The 19,615-nt window shown below is 72.4% G+C and carries 17 protein-coding genes; 12 read left to right on the top strand and 5 right to left on the bottom strand.

The genetic code is table 11. The features are described 5' to 3' along the window. Positions 1 to 147 precede the first annotated feature (147 nt). From ftsZ to IEZ03_RS32875, 7 genes are all read left to right on the top strand, one after another. Positions 148 to 1,662, top strand: coding sequence for a cell division protein FtsZ (gene ftsZ, locus IEZ03_RS32900; RefSeq protein ID WP_184886191.1), 1,515 nt, complete (start codon positions 148 to 150; stop codon positions 1,660 to 1,662). Then, a complete protein-coding gene (pgeF, locus tag IEZ03_RS38335; RefSeq protein ID WP_229808724.1) occupies positions 1,659 to 2,387 on the top strand; it encodes a peptidoglycan editing factor PgeF in 729 nt (242 codons plus the stop codon). The genes ftsZ and pgeF overlap by 4 nt, the downstream gene beginning before the upstream one ends. Beyond that, complete coding sequence (locus IEZ03_RS32895; protein ID WP_229808723.1) at positions 2,384 to 3,115, top strand: YggS family pyridoxal phosphate-dependent enzyme; 732 nt, start codon at positions 2,384 to 2,386, stop codon at positions 3,113 to 3,115. The genes pgeF and IEZ03_RS32895 overlap by 4 nt, the downstream gene beginning before the upstream one ends. Positions 3,116 to 3,241: 126 nt before the next feature. Continuing rightward, entirely contained in the window at positions 3,242 to 3,778 is a 537-nt protein-coding gene (locus IEZ03_RS32890) for a cell division protein SepF (protein WP_132051139.1), read from the top strand. 22 nt (positions 3,779 to 3,800) lie between these two features. Then, a complete protein-coding gene (locus IEZ03_RS32885) occupies positions 3,801 to 4,097 on the top strand; it encodes a YggT family protein (RefSeq protein WP_184886186.1) in 297 nt (98 codons plus the stop codon). 56 nt (positions 4,098 to 4,153) lie between these two features. Beyond that, positions 4,154 to 5,053, top strand: a complete 900-nt coding sequence (locus IEZ03_RS32880) for a DivIVA domain-containing protein (RefSeq protein ID WP_132051135.1) — start codon at positions 4,154 to 4,156, stop codon at positions 5,051 to 5,053. Positions 5,054 to 5,191: 138 nt separating this feature from the next. Next, a complete protein-coding gene (locus tag IEZ03_RS32875) occupies positions 5,192 to 6,397 on the top strand; it encodes a hypothetical protein (protein WP_184886184.1) in 1,206 nt (401 codons plus the stop codon). A gap of 39 nt (positions 6,398 to 6,436) precedes the next feature. Here the strand turns inward: IEZ03_RS32875 and IEZ03_RS32870 are convergent, their stop codons facing one another. Together IEZ03_RS32870 and ileS are read right to left on the bottom strand one after the other, a co-directional pair. Next, a complete protein-coding gene (locus IEZ03_RS32870; RefSeq protein ID WP_184886182.1) occupies positions 6,437 to 7,063 on the bottom strand; it encodes a DUF1707 SHOCT-like domain-containing protein in 627 nt (208 codons plus the stop codon). A gap of 406 nt (positions 7,064 to 7,469) precedes the next feature. Continuing rightward, a complete protein-coding gene (ileS, locus tag IEZ03_RS32865; RefSeq protein ID WP_184886180.1) occupies positions 7,470 to 10,643 on the bottom strand; it encodes an isoleucine--tRNA ligase in 3,174 nt (1,057 codons plus the stop codon). A gap of 795 nt (positions 10,644 to 11,438) precedes the next feature. On the opposite strand from ileS, the gene IEZ03_RS38330 reads away from it, so the two are divergent. The 3 genes from IEZ03_RS38330 to IEZ03_RS32850 are packed head-to-tail and all read left to right on the top strand — an operon-like array spanning position 11,439 to position 13,392. After that, on the top strand, positions 11,439 to 11,828 hold the full coding sequence (locus IEZ03_RS38330) for a TraR/DksA family transcriptional regulator (protein WP_229808730.1): 390 nt from the start codon (positions 11,439 to 11,441) through the stop codon (positions 11,826 to 11,828). Then, positions 11,801 to 12,460: a signal peptidase II gene (gene lspA, locus IEZ03_RS32855; protein ID WP_184886176.1), complete on the top strand. Its 660-nt coding sequence runs from the start codon at positions 11,801 to 11,803 to the stop codon at positions 12,458 to 12,460. The genes IEZ03_RS38330 and lspA overlap by 28 nt, the downstream gene beginning before the upstream one ends. Continuing rightward, positions 12,460 to 13,392, top strand: coding sequence for an RluA family pseudouridine synthase (locus IEZ03_RS32850; protein WP_184886174.1), 933 nt, complete (start codon positions 12,460 to 12,462; stop codon positions 13,390 to 13,392). Before lspA ends, IEZ03_RS32850 begins: the two co-directional genes overlap by 1 nt. A gap of 13 nt (positions 13,393 to 13,405) precedes the next feature. Here the strand turns inward: IEZ03_RS32850 and IEZ03_RS32845 are convergent, their stop codons facing one another. The 3 genes from IEZ03_RS32845 to IEZ03_RS32835 are packed head-to-tail and all read right to left on the bottom strand — an operon-like array spanning position 13,406 to position 14,891. After that, positions 13,406 to 13,717, bottom strand: a complete 312-nt coding sequence (locus IEZ03_RS32845; RefSeq protein WP_184886172.1) for an AzlD domain-containing protein — start codon at positions 13,715 to 13,717, stop codon at positions 13,406 to 13,408. Continuing rightward, on the bottom strand, positions 13,714 to 14,466 hold the full coding sequence (locus IEZ03_RS32840) for an AzlC family ABC transporter permease (RefSeq protein ID WP_184886170.1): 753 nt from the start codon (positions 14,464 to 14,466) through the stop codon (positions 13,714 to 13,716). The genes IEZ03_RS32845 and IEZ03_RS32840 overlap by 4 nt, the downstream gene beginning before the upstream one ends. A gap of 56 nt (positions 14,467 to 14,522) precedes the next feature. Further along, positions 14,523 to 14,891 carry a chorismate mutase gene (locus IEZ03_RS32835; protein WP_184886167.1) on the bottom strand — a complete coding sequence of 123 codons (369 nt, stop codon included), beginning with the start codon at positions 14,889 to 14,891 and terminating at the stop codon, positions 14,523 to 14,525. Positions 14,892 to 15,164: 273 nt separating this feature from the next. On the opposite strand from IEZ03_RS32835, the gene IEZ03_RS32830 reads away from it, so the two are divergent. Both IEZ03_RS32830 and dnaE read left to right on the top strand, forming a co-directional pair. Beyond that, entirely contained in the window at positions 15,165 to 16,016 is an 852-nt protein-coding gene (locus tag IEZ03_RS32830; RefSeq protein ID WP_184886165.1) for an AraC family transcriptional regulator, read from the top strand. 127 nt (positions 16,017 to 16,143) lie between these two features. Next, positions 16,144 to 19,615, top strand: a 3,472-nt coding sequence (gene dnaE / locus IEZ03_RS32825) for a DNA polymerase III subunit alpha (RefSeq protein WP_189241263.1), incomplete at its 3' end; no start/stop codon positions are given.

The raw sequence follows: 19,615 nt of genomic DNA, 5'->3' as shown, positions 1-19,615 counted from the left end.
GTTGAGGGTGAGGGTTCAGGGTGACCGGCGAACGTGCCGGATCCCGCCCGGGCTCGGCCCGCAAAACGCACACAGGTCAGGAAAACCGCGGCGGCACGGTCGGCAGACCGGGCAGGGCGGTCGGATAGAGCGGAAAGGCCCCTCGTCGTGGCAGCACCGCAGAATTACCTCGCGGTCATCAAGGTCGTCGGCATCGGCGGCGGCGGCGTCAACGCCGTCAACCGGATGATCGAAGAGGGACTCAAGGGCGTCGAGTTCATCGCGATCAACACGGACGCCCAGGCGCTGCTGATGAGTGACGCCGACGTGAAACTGGACGTGGGCCGCGAGCTCACCCGGGGCCTCGGCGCCGGCGCGAACCCGGACGTCGGCCGCAAGGCGGCCGAAGACCACCGGGAGGAGATCGAAGAGGTCCTCAAGGGCGCCGACATGGTGTTCGTCACCGCCGGAGAGGGCGGCGGCACCGGCACCGGCGGCGCGCCCGTGGTGGCCAACATCGCGCGCTCGCTCGGCGCGCTGACGATCGGCGTGGTCACCCGCCCGTTCAGCTTCGAGGGCAAGCGCCGCGCGATGCAGGCCGAGGCCGGCATCGAGACGCTGCGCGACGAGGTCGACACCCTCATAGTGATCCCCAACGACCGGCTGCTGTCGATCTCCGACCGGCAGGTCAGCGTGCTGGACGCGTTCAAGGCCGCCGACCAGGTGCTCCTGTCCGGTGTGCAGGGCATCACGGACCTCATCACCACCCCGGGCCTGATCAACCTGGACTTCGCGGACGTCAAGTCCGTCATGTCCGGCGCCGGCTCGGCGCTGATGGGCATCGGCTCCGCGCGCGGCGACGACCGCAGCGTCGCCGCGGCCGAGATGGCGATCTCCAGCCCGCTGCTGGAGGCCAGCATCGACGGCGCGCACGGCGTGCTGCTGTCGATCTCCGGCGGCTCCGACCTCGGCCTGTTCGAGATCAACGAGGCGGCGCAGCTGGTGTCCAACGCCGCCGCGCCCGACGCGAACATCATCTTCGGCGCGGTCATCGACGACGCGCTCGGCGACGAGGTCCGGGTGACGGTGATCGCCGCGGGTTTTGACGAGGGCCGACCCGTGAAGCCGGCCCCCGAACCGGAGAGCAAGCGCCTGCCACCGCCGCCGCGCCCGGTGCCGCCGCCCGCGTCCGCCAACCCGATCCCGAGCCGGGTCGGGCGGTCGGACGGCGGGGCCGCGCACCAGTCCGCCGCGCAGCCCGCGTCCCAGCAGCCCGCGCAGCCGGCGCCCCAGCAGTCGGTGGCGCAGGCCGCCGCCGCGCCGCAGCAGCCGCCGGCGTCCGCGGCCGCCCCCGCGCCGCCGCGCCCCGAGGGCGACCGGGCCCAGCCGCCCGCCGCGCCGGGCCGCGACGACCGGACCGCCGGTCGCGGTGAGGCGGGCGAGCCCGCCCGGCCGGACGGCGCGTCCCAGCCGGGCCCGGCCGCCGACCGCGACTCCGCCGCGTCCGCGGGGGAGTCCGGCGGCTCGCGCGCACCCGCACCCCGGCCGTCCGCGGAGCAGTCGCCCTCGCGGGTGCACGCCGGGGAGAACGACGGCGGCGGCCCGGCCTCGTCCGGGCAGCGCCGCCGTCCCGTGGTGTTCGACGAGGACGACGACCTCGACGTCCCCGACTTCCTGAAGTGATCACCACCGTCGCCCTGGGGGACGGCGTCGGCGCCGCCTTCACCGGACGCGCCGGCGGCGTGAGCCCCGACCCCTACGACTCCCTCAACCTGGGCGGCGCGGTCGGCGACGACCCCGCGGCCGTCCTGGAGAACCGGCGGCTCGCCGCCCGCGCGCTCGGCGTCGATCCCGGACGCACCGTCTTCATGCGGCAGGTGCACGGCGCCGACGTCGCGTTCGCCACCTCCACCGACCTCCCCGGGCCCGTCGACGCGACCGTCACCGACGTGCCCGGCCTCGCGCTCGCCGTGCTGGTCGCCGACTGCGCGCCCGTCCTGCTCGCCGACCCCGCGGCCGGGGTCGTCGGCGCCGCCCACTCCGGCCGCCCCGGGACCGCCGCCGGCGTCGTCCCCGCGCTGGTGAAGGCGATGTGCGAGCGCGGCGCCGAACCCGCCCGGATGACCGCCGCGATCGGCCCGGCCGCATGCGGCGGCTGCTACGAGGTCCCCGAGGCGATGCGGGACGAGGTCGCCGCCGTGGTCCCCGCCGCATACTCCACCACGTCCAAGGGCACCCCCGGCCTCGACATCCGCGCCGGCATCGCCGAGCAGCTCGCCGCCGCCGGCGTGACCGGGGCGCGGGTCGACCCCCGCTGCACCATCGAGGACCCGGGCCTCTTCTCCTACCGCCGCGACGGCCGCACCGGCCGCTTCGCCGGCTACGTCTGGCTCAAGGGCGACGCGTGACCGAGGAGCGCGCCACCGAGGAGCGCCGCGCCGAACTCGCCGAGGGCATCGCCGGCGTCCGGGCGCGCATCGCCGCCGCCTGCGCCGCCGCCGGCCGGGACGAGTCGGAGATCACGCTGATCGCCGTCACCAAGACCTTCCCCGCGTCCGATGTGCGGCTGCTGGCCGGACTCGGCCTCACCGACATCGGCGAGAACCGCGACCAGGAGGCCCGCCCGAAGGCCGCCGAATGCGCCGACCTCCCCCTCACCTGGCACTTCGTCGGCCGGCTGCAGACCAACAAGGCCAACGCCGTCGCCGGGTACGCCGACGTGGTGCACTCGGTCGACAGGCCCCGGCTCGTCACGTCCCTGTCGAACGCCGCCGTCCGCGCCGGCCGCGCGCTGCGCTGCCTCGTCCAGGTCTCCCTGGACGAGGGAACCCCCTCCGAGGTGCGGGAAAGGGGCGGCGTGCCCCCCGTCGACGCACCCGCGCTCGCCGACCGGATCGCCGAGGCCGATGGCCTGGAACTCGGCGGGGTGATGGCCGTCGCCCCGCTCGGCGCCGACCCGCTGCCCGCCTTCACGCGGCTGAGCGAGGTCGCCGCCCGGCTGCGCCGGAACCATCCGGCCGCTTCGATCGTCTCTGCGGGTATGAGCGGCGATCTGGAACAGGCGATCGCGTGCGGCGCGACACACCTGCGGGTCGGTACGGCGTTGCTCGGCGGCCGACGGGCAATCGTCAGGTAATGTCCCCCCAGTGGTACCTGCCGCAACGCGGGACGCCACATCGGATGGACGGAAGTCCGACGAACGGAAGTCCGACGACGGCGCCGGATGCGCCCGGAGCCGCGGCCACAGGACACGGAGGGGCGTATGGCCAGCGCGATGCGCAAGATGGCGGTCTACCTCGGCCTTGTGGAGGACGACCGCTACGACGACAAGTACGGCGACTACGACGACTACGAGCTCTACGACGAAGAAGCCGACACCGGGCAGGGCCGCCGTCGCGAGGACGAATCCGGCGGCCAGCTTACCCGAGCGGACGAGAGCGCGGACCGCGAACGCGACCATCACTCCACGTCGACGATCGAGCGGCGCTCGGTAGCGCTCTACGAGTCCGGTACCACCGACCTCGCGCGTATCACTACGCTGCACCCGAGGACCTACAACGAAGCGCGGACCATCGGGGAGCACTTCCGGGAGGGCACGCCGGTGATCATGAATCTCACCGAGATGGTCGACAGCGACGCCAAGCGTCTGGTCGACTTCGCGGCGGGTCTCGTGTTCGGCCTGCACGGGAGCATCGAGCGTGTTACGAACAAGGTGTTCCTCCTGTCACCCGCCAACGTGGAGGTGACGGCGGAGGACAAGGCCCGGATGGCCGAACGAGGCTTCTTCAACCAGAGCTGAGAGCGCACTTGCGAGAGAACCAGTGAACATCGTTGGCACCATTCTGCAGGCGATCCTGTACTTCTTCCTCCTGTTCCTGATCGGGAGGCTGATCCTGGAGATCCTGCAGTCCTTCGCCCGGCAGTGGAGGCCGACCGGGGTCCTGCTGGTGATCGCCGAGGCGACCTACACCGTCACCGATCCGCCCCTGAAATTCCTTAGACGCTTCATCCCGCCCATCCGACTGGGTAACGTTGCGCTGGACCTCAGCTTCACCGTGCTCATCCTTGTGGTCTGGATCCTGATCATCATCGTCGGCTCCGTGTTCGGTGGAGTCTAGGTGGATCGGATACCGTCCTTTGGGACATACTCCAAGCGCGCCAAGGAGACGAGAACATGCCGCTGACACCCGCCGATGTGCGGAACAAGCAGTTCAGTACCACCAGGCTGAGGCCGGGGTACGACGAGGAGGAGGTGGACGCCTTCCTCGACGAGGTCGAGGCCGAGCTGGACCGCCTCATCCAGGAGAACGAGGAACTGCGGGCCAAGCTCGCCGAGTGCCTGCGCGGCAAGGTTCCCGCCATGGCCGCTCCCATCGTGGAGCCCAAGCCCGACGTCCAGAAGATCCCCGAGCCTCCGCGGCCCGAGCCGCAGCCGCAGCCCGAGCCGGAGCCCGTGCTCGGCGGCCTCGGGATGGCCCCCGCGCACAGCGGTGAGGACAACATGGACACCGCGGCCCGCGTGCTCGCGCTGGCCCAGCAGACCGCCGACCAGGCGATCGCCGACGCCCGCCGCGAGGCCGACGAGACGCTCGGCCGCGCCCGCCGCGAGGCCGAGGAGATCCTCGGCAAGGCCCGCCGGCAGGCCGACCAGATAGTCAGCGAGGCCCGCTCCCGCGCCGAGGCCCTAGACCGCGACGCGCAGGAGCGCCACCGCCAGGTCATGGGCTCGCTCGTGCAGCAGCGCGAGGAGCTCGAGCGCGAGGTCGACAACCTGCGCGCGTTCGAGCGCGAGTACCGCAGCCGCCTGAAGGTCTACCTGGAGGGCCAGCTGCGCGATCTGGAGGCCGGCAGTACCGAGACGGGCGCGTTCGCCGCCGTCCCGGGCGCCGCCCAGACGCAGAGCCCGCCGCAGACGGGCCCGCAGAGCACCGTCCCGCACGCCGAGAACCGCAACGGCGGCACCGGACCGGCGCCCGGCCAGTTCCCGCCGCCCGCCGAACACCAGCAGGTGCAGCACTCGGCCACCGGGGCCTTCCACTCCGGAGGCGACAACCCGCCGCACGAACGGCGCTGAACCGGCGCCGCGGGCGATAGTGTCTTCCCTACCGCCGGCGCCGAGGGTGGCATCGCGGCCATCCCGGCGGCGCGGGAGGAGTGCGGCAGGGGCGTGCCGGCCCGGAGCCGAGCGGCCTGAACGAGGGAGAGAAACCCTGTGATCATCCTGAGCGGCGTCCTCGTGGTCGTGGCGATCGCCCTGCTCGTCGCGGGCATCGTCGCCGGCAACGGAGACAGCGCGGAGGTCTTCAACCTGGACGCGCTGTTCGTGATCTACATTTCGATCGCGGTCAGCATCGTCTCGGCGCTCTGCCTGGCCATCGGGGTGTTCCTGCGCCGCAAGGAGATCTTCCCGGGCGCCGCGGCGGCGCCCGCCCGCAAGACCCGGAAGACCGCCAAGAAGGACAAGCGCAAGAAGCCCGCGCCCGCCGCGTCCACCGCGAGCGCGAAGGGCGCCCCGGCGACCACCGCCCCGGCGGCGGACCCGGCCGACGACGAGGCGGAGATCCCCGCCCCGCCGGCCGACGTCCCCGACGACGCGCTGGTGTTCGTCGTCCGCGGCCGCAAGCGCTACCACCTCGACACCTGCCGCCAGCTCGCCGGACGCGAGACCGAAGAGCTGACCTACGCCGAGGCCAAGGAGGAGGGGTTCAGCCCCTGTACCGCCTGCATGCCCGACACCGCACTGGCGGCGCGCGCCGCGGCGTCGGCACCAGCGTCCCCCGACGCGAGCAGGGCGGGCAGGGACGGGGCCCCGCCTCCGAAGCCCGGCGCGGCACGCCCCGAGGGCGGCCTGGCGGGCCTCGCCAAGCCGGCGCCCACCCCGGCGCCGACTCCCACTTCTTTCGACCGGACGGCCGAGATCCCGCGTCCGGAGCCGGCGGACGAGCCGGAGCGCCCCGCGCCCGGCCCCGCCGGACCGACCCTCACCGACATGCCGGTCGCGAGCATCTTCACCCCCGGGAAGCCCGCCGAGCCGGAGCCGGAGGCCCCCGCCCCGGAGGAGGAGCCCGCAGAGCCCGCCTCCCGCTCAGCGGACATCGCCCCTGACCCGGAACCCGCGTCCGACGACGCGGCCCCGGAGGCCGACACCGCCCCGGAGGCCGCGGCCCCGAAGCCCCGCGACGCCGACGACGAGGACGCCCCCGCGCCGCAGCCGGCCCCCGACGCCGACGACGACGAGGGCCCGCAGGTCCGCATCCTCAGCGGCACCAAGCGCTACCACCGCACCGACTGCGCCCTCATCGAGGACATCGGGGACGAGGCCGACGACCTGGAGTCGCTGTCCCGCGGAGAGGCCAAGTCCCGCGGCTGCACGCCCTGCCTCGTCTGCCAGCCCGACCGCGAACACGCCCGCGACTGACCGCTACGGCGACTGACAGGGCGCCCGCGACGGGCGCCCTCAGTGGCCGTGGCGGCGCTCGTGCAGCCGGCGCAGCTCCTTGTGCCGGTTCTTGCGGCCCTTGCCGCTCGGCTCCTTGCGCGTGACGGACACGCCGCCGAACAACGTCACGCCCGTCACCCGGATCACCGGCGCGTCCGGCGCCACCGTGTCGTCCTCCGGCATGTCGTTCCCGCCGAAGATCGCCACATTGGACCCCACCACCCGGACACCGGGCGGCACCACGATGTCCACGCCGCCGAACACGCAGATGACGTTGACGGTCACCTCCGCCTGGCTGAGCACCGCCTGCCGGAAGTCCACGTCCACACCGGCGAAGATGCACGTCACGTTCGTGCTGCGCTCGACCAGCCAGCGCCCCTTCCGCTCCGCCCCGCCGAACACCGCCACGATGTTCGGCGACTGCGGCGGAGGAGGCGCGGGCACCCGCGCCTCCTTGCGCAGATCCACCCGCGGCCCCGCCGCGGCCGGCAGATCACTGAGCACCGGCTCCAGATCCGCGTACGTCTTCGCCTTGTACACCAGGTCGATGCGCTCGGCGTGCTCCTCCGGGGTGATGCGCCCCTCCGCCAGCGCCTCACGCAACCGATCGGCGACCTGATCACGATCCGCGTCCGACGCGCGCATGGCCGGAGGGGACGACCGCCCGGGGGACTCGGAAGGCTGCTCGGAAAGACTCACCCCCCAATCATTGCAGTGCTGGTCCAGGGGGGCGACCCCCTGGAACCCCCGGTCCGAGCCGGTCGATCCTCACGCCGTTGTTGCGGTCTGTTGTGACCGTGCGGATTGTGCGGTGTCGCTGCGGTCGCCCGGCTCGGCGGGTCGTGCGGCCTGCGCTCGCTGCACTCGCTCCGGCCGCACGACCCGTGGGTGATCATGCAGGTGGGTGCTTCTGTGGGAACCACAGTGTGAGGATCGACCAGCTCGAGACGGGGCTCACCTAAGGGACGCACCCACTCACGTGATCACCGGGCGGTTTGCCGTGGCTTCAGGGGTGCCTGAAGCCACGGCGAGCGCGGGCGGTCGCCTGGTCTCAGGTGGTGGTTTTGCGGAGGTAGTAGGTGAGGCCCAGTTCCTCGTCTCTTGTTGCGGGGAGGGAGTCGGGGCGGCCCTCGGTCACGGTGGTCGCCAGGACTTCGGAGGCCACTTCGTCCGTGTGGGCGCGGAGGGCCTCCGCCAGGTCGGTGCCGGTGGCCTCCCACCACAGGTCGATGCGGTCGGTCACCTCCAGGCCCGCGGCCTTGCGGGCCTCCTGGACCAGGCGGACGGCCTCGCGGACCAGGCCGGCGCGGCGCAGCTCGGGGGTGACGGTGAGGTCGAGCGCCACCGTCTCGCCGGCCGCGCTCTCCACCGCCCAGCCGCTGCGCGGACGCTCGGTGACGATCACGTCGTCGGGGGACAGGGGGACCCTGCCCAGGCCCTCGGGCTCCACCTCGGCGGTGCCGGCGCGGAGTGCGCCGACCAGGGCCGCCGGGTCGGTCGACGTGATCGCCTTGGCGACCTTCGGGGTGTCCTTGGCGTAGCGCCTGCCCAGCTCGCGGAAGTTGGGCTTCACCTCGTACTCGACCAGGTCGCCGCCGATCGAGGAGAGCTCCTCGAAGCCGAGGACGTTGAGCTCCTCGGAGATCTGCGCGCGGAGCTGACCGGGCAGCGCGGACCAGCCGGCGGCGCCGACCAGGGCGCGGCCCAGGGGCTGGCGGGTGCGGACGCCGCTGGCGGCGCGGGCCGAGCGGCCCAGTTCGACCAGGCGGCGGACGAGGGCCATCTGCTCCGTCAGCTCCTCGTCGAGGACGTGCTCGTTCACGGCCGGCCAGTCGGCCAGGTGCACCGACTCGGGGCCGCCGGCGGGGCGGATGACGTCCCACACGTGGTCGGTGATGAACGGCACCAGCGGCGCCATCAGGCGGGTGAGGGTCTCCAGGCACTCGTAGAGGGTCGCGAACGCCGCGGAGCCGTCGGGGGTCTCGGGGCCCTCCCAGAAGCGGCGGCGGGAGCGGCGCACGTACCAGTTGGACAGGTCGTCGATGAACTGGGAGAGGAACCGGCCCGCGCGGGCGGTGTCGAAGTCCTCCAGGGCGGCGTCGACCTCGCGGACCGTGCGGTGCAGTTCGGCGAGCGCCCAGCGGTCCAGGAGGGGGCGGTCGGCCGGGGCGGGCGCCTCGGCGAGGCGGTCCGGCGTCCATGCGCGGCCCTGCGCCTGCGCGGCGTTCGCGTACAGGACGAAGAAGGACGCGGTGTTCCAGTAGGTCAGGAGGACCTTGCGGACGATCTCCTCCAGGGCGCCGTGGCCGACGCGGCGGGACGCCCAGGGCAGGCCGCTGGCGGCCATGAACCAGCGGACGGCGTCGGCGCCGTGCTGGTCCATCAGCGGGATGGGCCGCAGCACGTTGCCGAGGTGCTTGCTCATCTTGCGGCCGTCCTCGGCGAGGATCAGCCCGAGGCACACGACGTTCTCGTAGGACGACCTGTCGAAGACGAGCGTGCCCACGGCCATGAGGGAGTAGAACCAGCCGCGGGTCTGGTCCTGCGCCTCGCAGATGTACTGGGCGGGGTAGGAGTTCTCGAAGACCTCGTTGTTGCGGTGGGGGGCGCCCCACTGCGCGAACGGCATCGACCCGGAGTCGTACCAGGCGTCGATGACGTCGGGGACGCGGCGCGCCTCCGTCCCGCACTGGGGGCAGGAGAACGTGACGTCGTCCACGTAGGGGCGGTGGGGGTCGAGGGTCGACATGTCGCCGCCGGCGAGCTCGCCCAGTTCCTTCAGGGACCCGACGCAGGTGACGTGGTCGTCGTCGCAGACCCACAGGGGCAGGGGAGTGCCCCAGTAGCGGCTGCGTGAGAGGGACCAGTCGACGTTGTTGCGCAGCCACTCCCCGTACCGGCCGTGCTTGACCGTCCCGGGGTACCAGTTCGTCTTCTCGTTCTCCTCGAGGAGCCGGTCCTTGATCTGGGTGGTGCGGATGTACCAGGCGGGCAGCGCGTAGTACAGCAGCGGTGTGTGGCAGCGCCAGCAGTGCGGGTAGCTGTGCTCGAAGTGCCCGCCGCGGAACAGCAGGCCCCGCTCGCGGAGGTCGTCGGTGAGCGGCTCGTCGGCGTCCTTGAAGAACTTGCCGCCGACCAGCGGCACCTCCGGCAGGAAGCGCCCGTCGGGCCCGATCGGGTTGACGATCGGCATCCCGTAGTTCTTGCAGACGGTCATGTCGTCGCCGCCGAACGCGGGGGCCTGGTGGACGAGGCCGGTGCCGTCCTCGACGGTGACGTAGTCGCCCAGGACGACGTAGTGCGCGTCGGGGATGTCGACCAGGTCGAACGGCCGCCGGTAGGTGGTGCGCTCCAGGTCGGCGCCCTGGTACGTGGCCAGTCGCTCCGCGTCTTCGCCCAGCACCTGGTTGAGAAGGGGTTCGGCCACGACGAGCACTTCGTCGGAGCCCGCGGGCCTGGCGGCGACATAGGTGACGTCGGGGTGGAGGGCGACGGCGGTGTTGGAGACCAGCGTCCAGGGCGTCGTCGTCCAGATGAGGAGCGCGGCGCCCATCTCGGCGAGCGGGCCGGAGGTCACGGGCATCCGCACGTACACCGACGGGCTGGACACCTCCTCGTAGGCGCCGGGCTGGCCCAGCTCATGGTCGGACAGGCCCGTCCCGCAGCGGGGGCAGTACGGCGTGATGCGGTAGTCGCGGAACAGCAGGCCCTTGTCGAACACCTGCTTGAGCGACCACCAGACGGCCTCGACGTACTCGGCGTCCATCGTGCGGTAGGCCTGGTCGGTGTTGACCCAGTAGCCCATGCGCTCGGTCATCTCTTCGAACGCGTCCACGTGGCGCAGGACCGATTCGCGGCAGCGGTCGTTGAACTCCGCGACGCCGTACTCCTCGATGTCCTTCTTGCCGGTGAGGCCGAGCTCCTTCTCCACGGCGACCTCGACGGGCAGGCCGTGGCAGTCCCAGCCGGCCTTCCGGGGGACGTGGTAGCCCTTCATGGTCTTGAAGCGCGGGAAGACGTCCTTGAACACGCGCGCCTCGACGTGGTGGACGCCCGGCATGCCGTTGGCGGTCGGCGGGCCCTCGTAGAACACCCAGCGGGGACCGGACGCGGTGCGCTCCAGCGACCGCTCGAAGACCTTGTCCTCCTGCCAGCGGCGCAGCATGTCCCGCTCCAGGGCGGGCAGATCGACCTGCGCGGGAAGCGGCCGAAAACCTCGGCTCACGATGGCGGACCTCCGGATCGACGTGACCACGTTGACCGGAGGGACGAGGCGCGTGCCCGGATCGACCGAGCGGCCCCGCGGTACCACCCTCCTTGACCGCGCCGGAACGGCGCGGCCCGCTTCGTTCAGCCTCGGCTGCCGGGTCTACTTGGCCCGCGGACGGTGTCCGGGGGCCGTTCTTCCGGCGGCTCAGGGGTGATCGGACCGCCGGGCTCGCCCCCGGGCTCGCACCGTCCCCGGGTCGCTCATGGCTGCGTGCGGCGGCAGGTGTCCCCATCAGCGCCTGCCTTCTGGCTTGCCCCGACTGTAACGCACGCGGGGGCGGCTCCTCTTCCCGTTTCCGTGCCGTCCTTGCCCGCTGTGGGGGGCGGTGTCGTTCCTTTGCGATCTCGTGCGGTGTCCTGGGGTTTCCGGGCGATCGGTGCCGGGGCATAAGCGGTCGGTAACGCTGCCCAGGTTGTTTGCCGTGTCCGAGAAAGGGGACTTATGCTGCCCGCACTGCCCGTCGAGGCGACCAGCGCGAGGGGGGCCGACATGGCCGGCGCGAGGAAGGGCACCCTGCCCGCCGAGAGACTGCCCGCCGAGAGTCTGCCCGCCGAGAATCCGCCCGCGGAGAACCCGCCCGCCGATGAGGGCGCGGGACCGGGGACGGCCGCGTCGAAGGCCCCCGCCGCCAAGGGCTCGACCGCCAAACCGGGCGGGTCCGCGGCAAAGCGCGCCCCCGCGAAGCGCGGCAGGCCCGGCGGTGCGGCGGACGGTGCCTCCGGGGACGGGCGGGGCGACGGGCAGACCTCGGTGGCGGAACTGCCCGTCCGCGAGGGGGAGCACCAGTGGACGGCCGCCGAGCTCGCCGAGGTCCGGACCGGGCTGCGGGAGCAGATCGAGACGCTGCGCGCGGAGATCGCCGCGTCCGCGAGCCAGATCGCCGAGGGCGACTCCAGCGACGGCGCCGGCGACGACCAGGCCGACGCGGGCGCCAAGACCTACGCGCGCGAACACGAGCTCGCACTGGCCTACAATTCACAGGACCTGCTCGCCCAGATCGAGCGGGCCGTCCAGCGGATGGACGCCGGCACGTACGGAATCTGCGAGTCCTGCACCAGGCCGATCGGCAAGGCGCGGCTCCAGGTCTTCCCGCGTGCCACCCTGTGTGTGACATGCAAACAACGCGAGGAACGTCGCTGATCGACCAAACGAACCCAGAGGGCGAGGCCGGGGAGTCCACGGGATCTCCTCGGCCGCGCCGCGTCGGCGTACTGGTCGCCGTGGCGCTCGCCGCGCTGGCCGCCGACATCATCACCAAGATCGTCGTCGTGGCGACGCTGCAGGACCGCGACCCGATCCGGCTGCTCGGCGGGCTGCTGACGCTGACCGAGACCCGCAACAGCGGCGCCGCGTTCTCCATCGGCACCGGCTACACGGTCGTCTTCACCCTGATCGCCATCGGCGTTGTGGTGGCGATCCTGCGCACCGCCCGCAACCTGCGGAGCCTGCCCTGGGCGATCTGCCTGGGGCTGCTGCTCGGCGGCGCGGTCGGCAACCTCGTCGACCGGCTGCTGCGGGCGCCCGCGCCGCTGAAGGGCCACGTCGTCGACTGGATCCAGGTGCCGAACTTCCCGGTGTTCAACCTGGCCGACTCGGCGATCGTCTGCGGCGGCTTCCTGGCCGTCCTCCTCGCGGCGCGCGGGCTGCAGATCGACGGCACGCGCCTCCCCGGCAAGGACGAGCAAGGGGACGGCGGCGACGCGGACGGCACGGGCGGCGGCGCGACCGGCGAGAACCCCGGGGACGTGCCCGCGCCGGAGGAGAAGTCCTGATGGGGGAGGTGCGCAGCCTCCACGTCCCGGACGGGCTGGAGGGGGAGCGGGTCGACGCCGCCCTGGCGCGGCTGTTCGGCCTGTCACGGGGCAGCGCCGCCGACATCATCGCCGCCGGGGACGTCTTCCTGGACGGCGCCGCCGTGGCGACCAAGTCCGAGCGGCTGCACGCCGGCGCCTGGCTGGAGGTGACGCTCCCGCCGCCGCCCGCACCGCCCGCGCCGGTCGCCGAGCCGGTCCCGGGGATGTCCGTCCTGTACGAGGACGACGACATCGTCGTGGTGAACAAGCCGATCGGCGTCGCCGCGCACCCGACCACCGGCTGGACGGGCCCGACGGTCCTCGGCGGGCTGCTCGGGGCGGGGCACACGATCGCGACCAGCGGCGCGTCCGAGCGGCAGGGCATCGTGCACCGGCTGGACGCCAACACCACCGGCGCGATGGCCGTGGCCAAGAGCGAGATCGCCTACTCCCGGCTGAAGCGCGCGTTCAAGGAGCGCCGCGTCGACAAGCGCTACCGGGCGCTCGTCCAGGGCCATCCGGACCCGTTCCGCGGGACGGTCGACGCGCCCATCGACCGGCACCCGTCCGGTGACGGCCGGTTCGCGGTCGTGGCGGGCGGCAAGCCGTCGGTCACGCACTACGACACCGTCGAGGCGTTCCGGGCGGCCACGCTGCTCGACATCGACCTGGAGACGGGCCGCACGCACCAGATCCGCGTGCACATGGCCGCGATCCGGCATCCGTGCGTGGCGGACCTGGCGTACGGCGCCGACCCGACCCTCGCGGCCCGGCTCGGCCTGAAGCGGCAGTGGCTGCACGCGGTCAAGCTGGGCTTCGAGCACCCGACCAAGGGCGAATGGGTGGAGTTCGAGAGCCCCTACCCGGACGACCTGGCCCGCGCGCTGGAGATCGTCCAGTCGGAGTCCTGAGCGCGCGAGCGGGTCACACGCCGAGCAGGCGCAGCCCCGCCGCGACCCCGGCCGCCACGACCAGGACCACCAGGAACGGGGCGCGCAGCAGCAGCGCCCCCACGGCCGCGGCCAGGCCCGCCATCCGGGCGGCGTCGAAGTCCAGGGACCGGCCGTCGGCCAGCGCCTGCACGGCGATCAGCGCGGTCAGCAGCGCCACCGGGACGAGTTCGGTGAACCGGCGGACCCGCGGGTCCTCCAGGACCGACTGCGGGGTGAGGAGCCCCCCGAGCTTGAGCGCGTAGCAGCCCAGCCCGGTGGCGATCACCGCGATCCACACGCTCACGCCTTCTCCCCCTTCCTGATCAGGGCGGGCACCGCGGCGACGGCGGCCAGCATGACCGGCACGCCCGGCGGCAGCAGCGGGGTCGCGGCGAGCGCGATCACCGCGGCGGCCAGCGCCACCCGCACCTCCCGCCGTCCCGTGTCCGCTGTGGGGGGACGACCCCCCACACCCCCCGAACGAGCCGGGAAGAGCCGGGGCCACAGCAGCGCCAAGAACACCGCGGGGCCGAGCACGTCCAGCCCGATGGCCTCCGGGTCGCCGAGCCGCGCGGCACCGGCCGCGCCCAGCAGCGTCGTGGCGTTCCAGGTCAGGTAGAGGCTGATCGCCGTGGTGTAGAACCCCGCCCGCGCCGCCGCCGGACCGCGCTGCGCGGTCGCGACGGCGGTGGTCTCGTCGATGACGACATGCGCGGTGGCGAGCCGGCGCCAGCCCCGCACGTCCAGCGTGCGGGCGAGGCGCATCCCGTACAGGGCGTTGCGACCGCCGAGCATGACCGCGCCGAGCGTCCCGGAGACGAGCCCGCCGCCCCCGCCGATCACCCCGGCCAGCGCGAACTGCGACGCGCCGGTGAACGCGAGCAGGCTCAGCACGCACGCCTGGGCGACGGTGAGGCCGGCCGTGATCGCCGCGGCGCCGAACGCGAGCCCGGACACGCCGACGGCGAGCCCCACGCCCAGCCCGTCCCGCACCGCGGCCCTGCGGGCGGATTCGTCCGCCCCGGCCACCTCCTCGGTCCCGGTAGCACTCATGGCGCCGACGCTATGGTCCCGGTCCGGCCGCGTTCTTGAACGTTCTTGCGCCGCCGTCATGACGGTCTCCGGTGCTCGGCGGCGTCGAGCCCGGCCTCGATGACCGCGTTCATCACGCGGGCGAGGCGTTCGGGCCCGAGGGACGGGGCGTGCACGGCCATCGCCTCGACGATCCGCCGCTCCCGGCCGGGGTCGCGGCCGGCGAAGCCGCCGACGGGCTTGAGCCGCTGGACGGCGGCGGCGAGCGCGGCGCGGTGCTCCAGCAGCGCGGCGAGGGCGGCGTCGAGGTCGTCGATCGCGGCCCTGGCCTCGGCGAGCGTGGTGAGGGCCCCGGCGGGCGGCAGCGGGACGCGCAGCTCGCCGGGCGGCGCGGGGGCGGGACGGGCCGCGCCGTGCCCGGCGGCGTCGAGGACCTGGTCGTGCATGCGGGGTCTCCCTCTGGTGCGGCGGCCTTCCGCGCAAGGGGGATGTCGCGCCCGGGCCGCGTCCGTTCAACAGAAAAGGCGGGGCCCGCGATGGGCTCCGCCTCGGCCGGCTCCGGGGTCGTCGCTCAGGTCGCGGCGACCGGCTCGTCCGGAGCCGGCTGCGTAAACCCGAAATGGCGACGTTCCACGGTCCGATGGTACGCGGGAACCGCGGCCGCCTTCAAACGGCGGACAGGCCGTCTCAGCCAGTGAGACGCGGATAAGATGCCCCACATGGGGGCGGAGGTGGCATACCACTACCGGCATCCGGCGCTGCCGGACGTCGACCTGCTGCGCGCGCGCTTCGTGACGCACCGCTTCAACCGGCACACCCACGACGGATACGTGTTCGGCGTCATCGAGGCGGGCGTGGAGGAGTTCGAGCTCGGCACGGGCGTCGAGCGCGCCGGGACCGGCTCGGTCGTGGTCGTCAACCCGGGCGTCGTCCACGGCGGTCACGCGGGGACGCCGGAGGGGTGGGCGTACCGCGTGCTGTACCCGCCGGTGGACGTGGTGACCGGCGTCGCCGCCGACCTGGGCGCGCGTCCCGGCACCCCCGCGTTCCCGGATCCCGTCCTGGACGACCCGGCCGCCGCCGAGATGCTGCGAGCCGTGCACCGCGCGGGGGAGAAGGGGGACGCCCTGGCCGCGTCCACCCTGCTGCGGACCGCGCTGGCCGGCCTGCTCACCCGGCACGCCCGCGTCCGGGGGCACCGCGCGTCCGCGGCCGTGCCGCCCGCCGTGCGCGAGGCGCGCGACATCCTGCACGCGAACCTCGTCGACCCGCCGTCACTGGACCGGCTGGCCGAGGCCGTCGGGACCCGCCCGTTCCCGCTGCTGCGGGCCTTCCGCGACACCGTCGGCCTGCCGCCGCACGCCTACCTCAACCAGGTGCGGGTGCGGGCGGCGCGCGCCCTGCTGGACGAGGGCCTGCCCCCGGCCGACGTCGCGGCGCGCACCGGCTTCGCCGACCAGGCCCACCTGACCCGGCACTTCAAGCGCACCCTCGGTGTCCCGCCGGGCGCCTACCGTAGTGCCCGCGGGATTGGGCGCGTCGGGGCGCGTGGGCCGCGGGAGGCGGGTTAGGCTCTTCGCACCGCGTCATCCCGGCGCCCCGGCCCGGGTTGACGATCTTCCCCCGGGACCGATCGCGCGACACGTGCCGGCCACGCACGTGGGCGTTCGCATGCGATGAGCAGGAGGCGCAACAGGCATGCCCGACTCTTTCGTTCACCTGCATGTTCATACGGAGTACTCCATGCTCGACGGAGCCGCTCGCCTGAAGCAGATGTTCGACGAGGTCGAGCGGCAGAAGATGCCCGCGATCGCCATGACCGACCACGGCAACATGCACGGCGCCTACGACTTCCACAAGCGGGCGATGGCGGCCGGGGTCACGCCCATCATCGGCATCGAGGCGTACATGGCGCCCGAGTCCCGGTTCCACAAGAAGAAGGTCCAGTGGGGTGAGCCGAGCCAGAAGCGCGACGACGTCTCCGGCGGCGGCCTGATCAACCACAAGACGCTCTGGGCGCGGAACAGGACGGGTCTGCACAACCTGTTCAAGCTGTCGAGCCGCGCGTACACCGAGGGGTTCGTCTTCAAGTACGCCCGCATGGACGAGGAGCTGCTCGCCGAGCACGCCGAGGGCCTGATGGCCACGACCGGCTGCCCGTCCGGAAAGGTGCAGACCCGGCTGCGGCTCGGCCAGTTCGACGAGGCGCTCAAGGCCGCGGCCACGTTCCAGGACATCCTCGGCAAGGAGAACTACTTCCTGGAGCTGATGGACCACGGCCTCGACATCGAGCGGCAGGTCCGCCAGGGCCTGATCGACATCGGCAAGAAGCTGAACATCCCGCCGGTGGTCACCAACGACTCGCACTACACGCACGAGTCGGAGGCCACCGCGCACGACGCGCTGCTGTGCGTCCAGGTGGGCAAGCAGCTCGCCGACCCCGACCGGTTCCGCTTCAACGGCAGCGGCTACTACATCAAGACGGCCGAGGAGATGCGCGGGATCGACACGTCCGGCATCTGGGCCGAGGGGTGCCGCAACACCCTCATGATCGCCGAGCGGGTCGACCCGTCCGGCATGTTCGAGTCCAAGGACCTGATGCCCCGCTTCCCCGTCCCGGAGGGCGAGACGGAGGAGAGCTGGTTCCGCAAGGAGGTCTGGAAGGGCCTGGAGCGACGCTTCCCCGCCGGCCTGCCGGACGGGTACCGCGAGCAGGCCGAGTACGAGATGGGCGTCATCCTCGGCAAGGGGTACCCGTCCTACTTCCTCGTCGTCGCCGACTTCATCAACTGGGCGAAGGAGAACGGCATCCTCGTCGGCCCGGGTCGGGGCAGCGCCGCGGGCTCGCTGATCGCGTACGCGATGGGCATCACCGACCTCGACCCGATCCCGCACGGGCTGATCTTCGAGCGGTTCCTGAACCCCGAGCGCGCGTCCATGCCCGACATCGACATCGACTTCCCTGAAGACCGGCGCGCCGAGGTCATCAAGTACACGACGGAGAAGTGGGGCGCCGACAAGGTCTCGTTCATCGCCACCTTCGGCACCATCAAGGCGAAGGCCGCCATCAAGGACGCCGGCCGCGTCCTCGGCTTCCCGTACGCGCTGGGCGACCGGATCTCCAAGGCGTTCCCGCCCACCGTGATGGGCAAGGACATCCCGCTGTCGGGGATCTTCGACGACAAGCACCCCCGCTACGGCGAGGCGGGCGAGCTGCGCAAGCTGTACGAGGAAGAGACCGACGTCAAGCAGATCATGGACCTGGCGCAGGGCCTGGAGGGGCTGATCCGCCAGACCGGCGTGCACGCCGCCGGGGTCATCATGTCCGGTGAGTCGATCACCGACCACATCCCGATCATGCGGCGGGACGCCGACGGCGCCATCATCACGCAGTTCGACTACCCGACCTGCGAGACGCTCGGCCTGCTGAAGATGGACTTCCTGGGCCTGCGCAACCTGACGATCATCGACGACGCCCTCCAGGGGATCAGGAAGAACAAGGGCACCGAGGTCGACCTGCTCGACCTCCCGCTGGACGACCAGCCGACCTACGACCTGCTCGCCCGCGGCGACACCCTCGGCGTGTTCCAGTTCGACGGCGGCCCGATGCGCTCGCTGCTGCGGCTGATGAAGCCGGACAACTTCGAGGACATCTCCGCCGTGGGCGCCCTGTACCGGCCGGGTCCGATGGGCGCCAACTCCCACACCAACTACGCGCTCCGCAAGAACGGCCAGCAGGAGATCACCCCGATCCACCCGGAGCTGGAGGAGCCGCTCAAGGAGATCCTCGACACCACCTACGGCCTGATCGTCTACCAGGAGCAGGTCATGGCGATCGCGCAGAAGGTGGCGGGGTACACGCTCGGGAAAGCGGACCTGCTCCGCCGCGTCATGGGCAAGAAGAAGAAGGCCGAGCTGGACGCCCAGTTCGTCGGCTTCGAGAAGGGCATGCTCGACAACGGCTTCTCCAAGGAGGCCGTCAAGACGCTGTGGGACATCCTCGTCCCGTTCTCCGACTACGCGTTCAACAAGGCGCACTCCGCCGCGTACGGCCTGGTCTCCTACTGGACGGCGTACCTCAAGGCGAACTACCCGGCCGAGTACATGGCCGCCCTGCTGACGTCCGTCGGCGACGACAAGGACAAGAGCGCCCTCTACCTGAGCGAGTGCCGCCGGATGGGGCTGACCGTCCTGCCGCCGGACGTCAACACCTCCGAGGCCGACTTCACGCCGCTCGGCGACACCGAGATCCGCTTCGGGCTGTCGGCGGTCCGCAACGTCGGCACCAACGTGGTGGACGGCATCGTCGCGGCCCGCAAGGAGAAGGGCGCCTACACCGACTTCAACGACTTCCTCAACAAGGTCCCGCCGATCGTGTGCAACAAGCGGGTCGTGGAGTCGCTGATCAAGGCCGGGGCGTTCGACGAGCTGGGGCACCGGCGCAAGTCGCTGCTGATGGTGCACGAGCAGGCCATCGACTCCGTCATCGACATCAAGCGCAAGGAGGCCGTCGGCCAGGACTCCCTGTTCGGGGCGCTGGAGGAGGAGGGCGGCGACGACGCGTTCGCCGTCACGATCCCCGACGGCGACGACTGGGACAAGACCACGCTCCTCGCGTTCGAGCGGGAGATGCTCGGCCTGTACGTGTCCGACCACCCGCTCCTCGGCGTGGAGCACATCCTGGAGCGCGAGGCCGACTGCGCGATCGCCGCGCTGAACGAGGGGGAGCGGCCGGACGGCCAGGTCGTGATCGTGGCGGGCCTGCTGTCGGGGCTCCAGCGCAAGGTCACCAAGCAGGGCAACTCGTGGGCGATGTTCCAGCTGGAGGACCTCGCCGGCTCCATCGAGGTGCTGTGCTTCCCGTCGTCGTACCAGCTGTGCTCCACGCTGCTCGCCGAGGACGCGATCCTGGTCGTCAAGGGGCGGCTGGACCGCCGCGAGGACGTCGCGAAGATCATCGCGATGGAGGTCACCCAGCCGGACCTGACGGTCACCGACGCGTCCGGGCCGTTCTCGGTCACGATGCCGCTCGGCCGCTGCACGCCGCCGACGGTGTCGCGGCTGAAGGAGGTGCTGATCACCCATCCCGGCTCCGCCGAGGTCCACCTCCACGTGCAGAACGGCCCGCGCACGACGGTCGTCCGCCTGGACGACCGCCTACGAGTGGCCC

This window comes from Actinomadura livida, from assembly GCF_014648675.1.
Taxonomy (GTDB): domain Bacteria; phylum Actinomycetota; class Actinomycetes; order Streptosporangiales; family Streptosporangiaceae; genus Spirillospora; species Spirillospora livida.
This window is presented reverse-complemented; position numbering and strand designations above follow the sequence as displayed.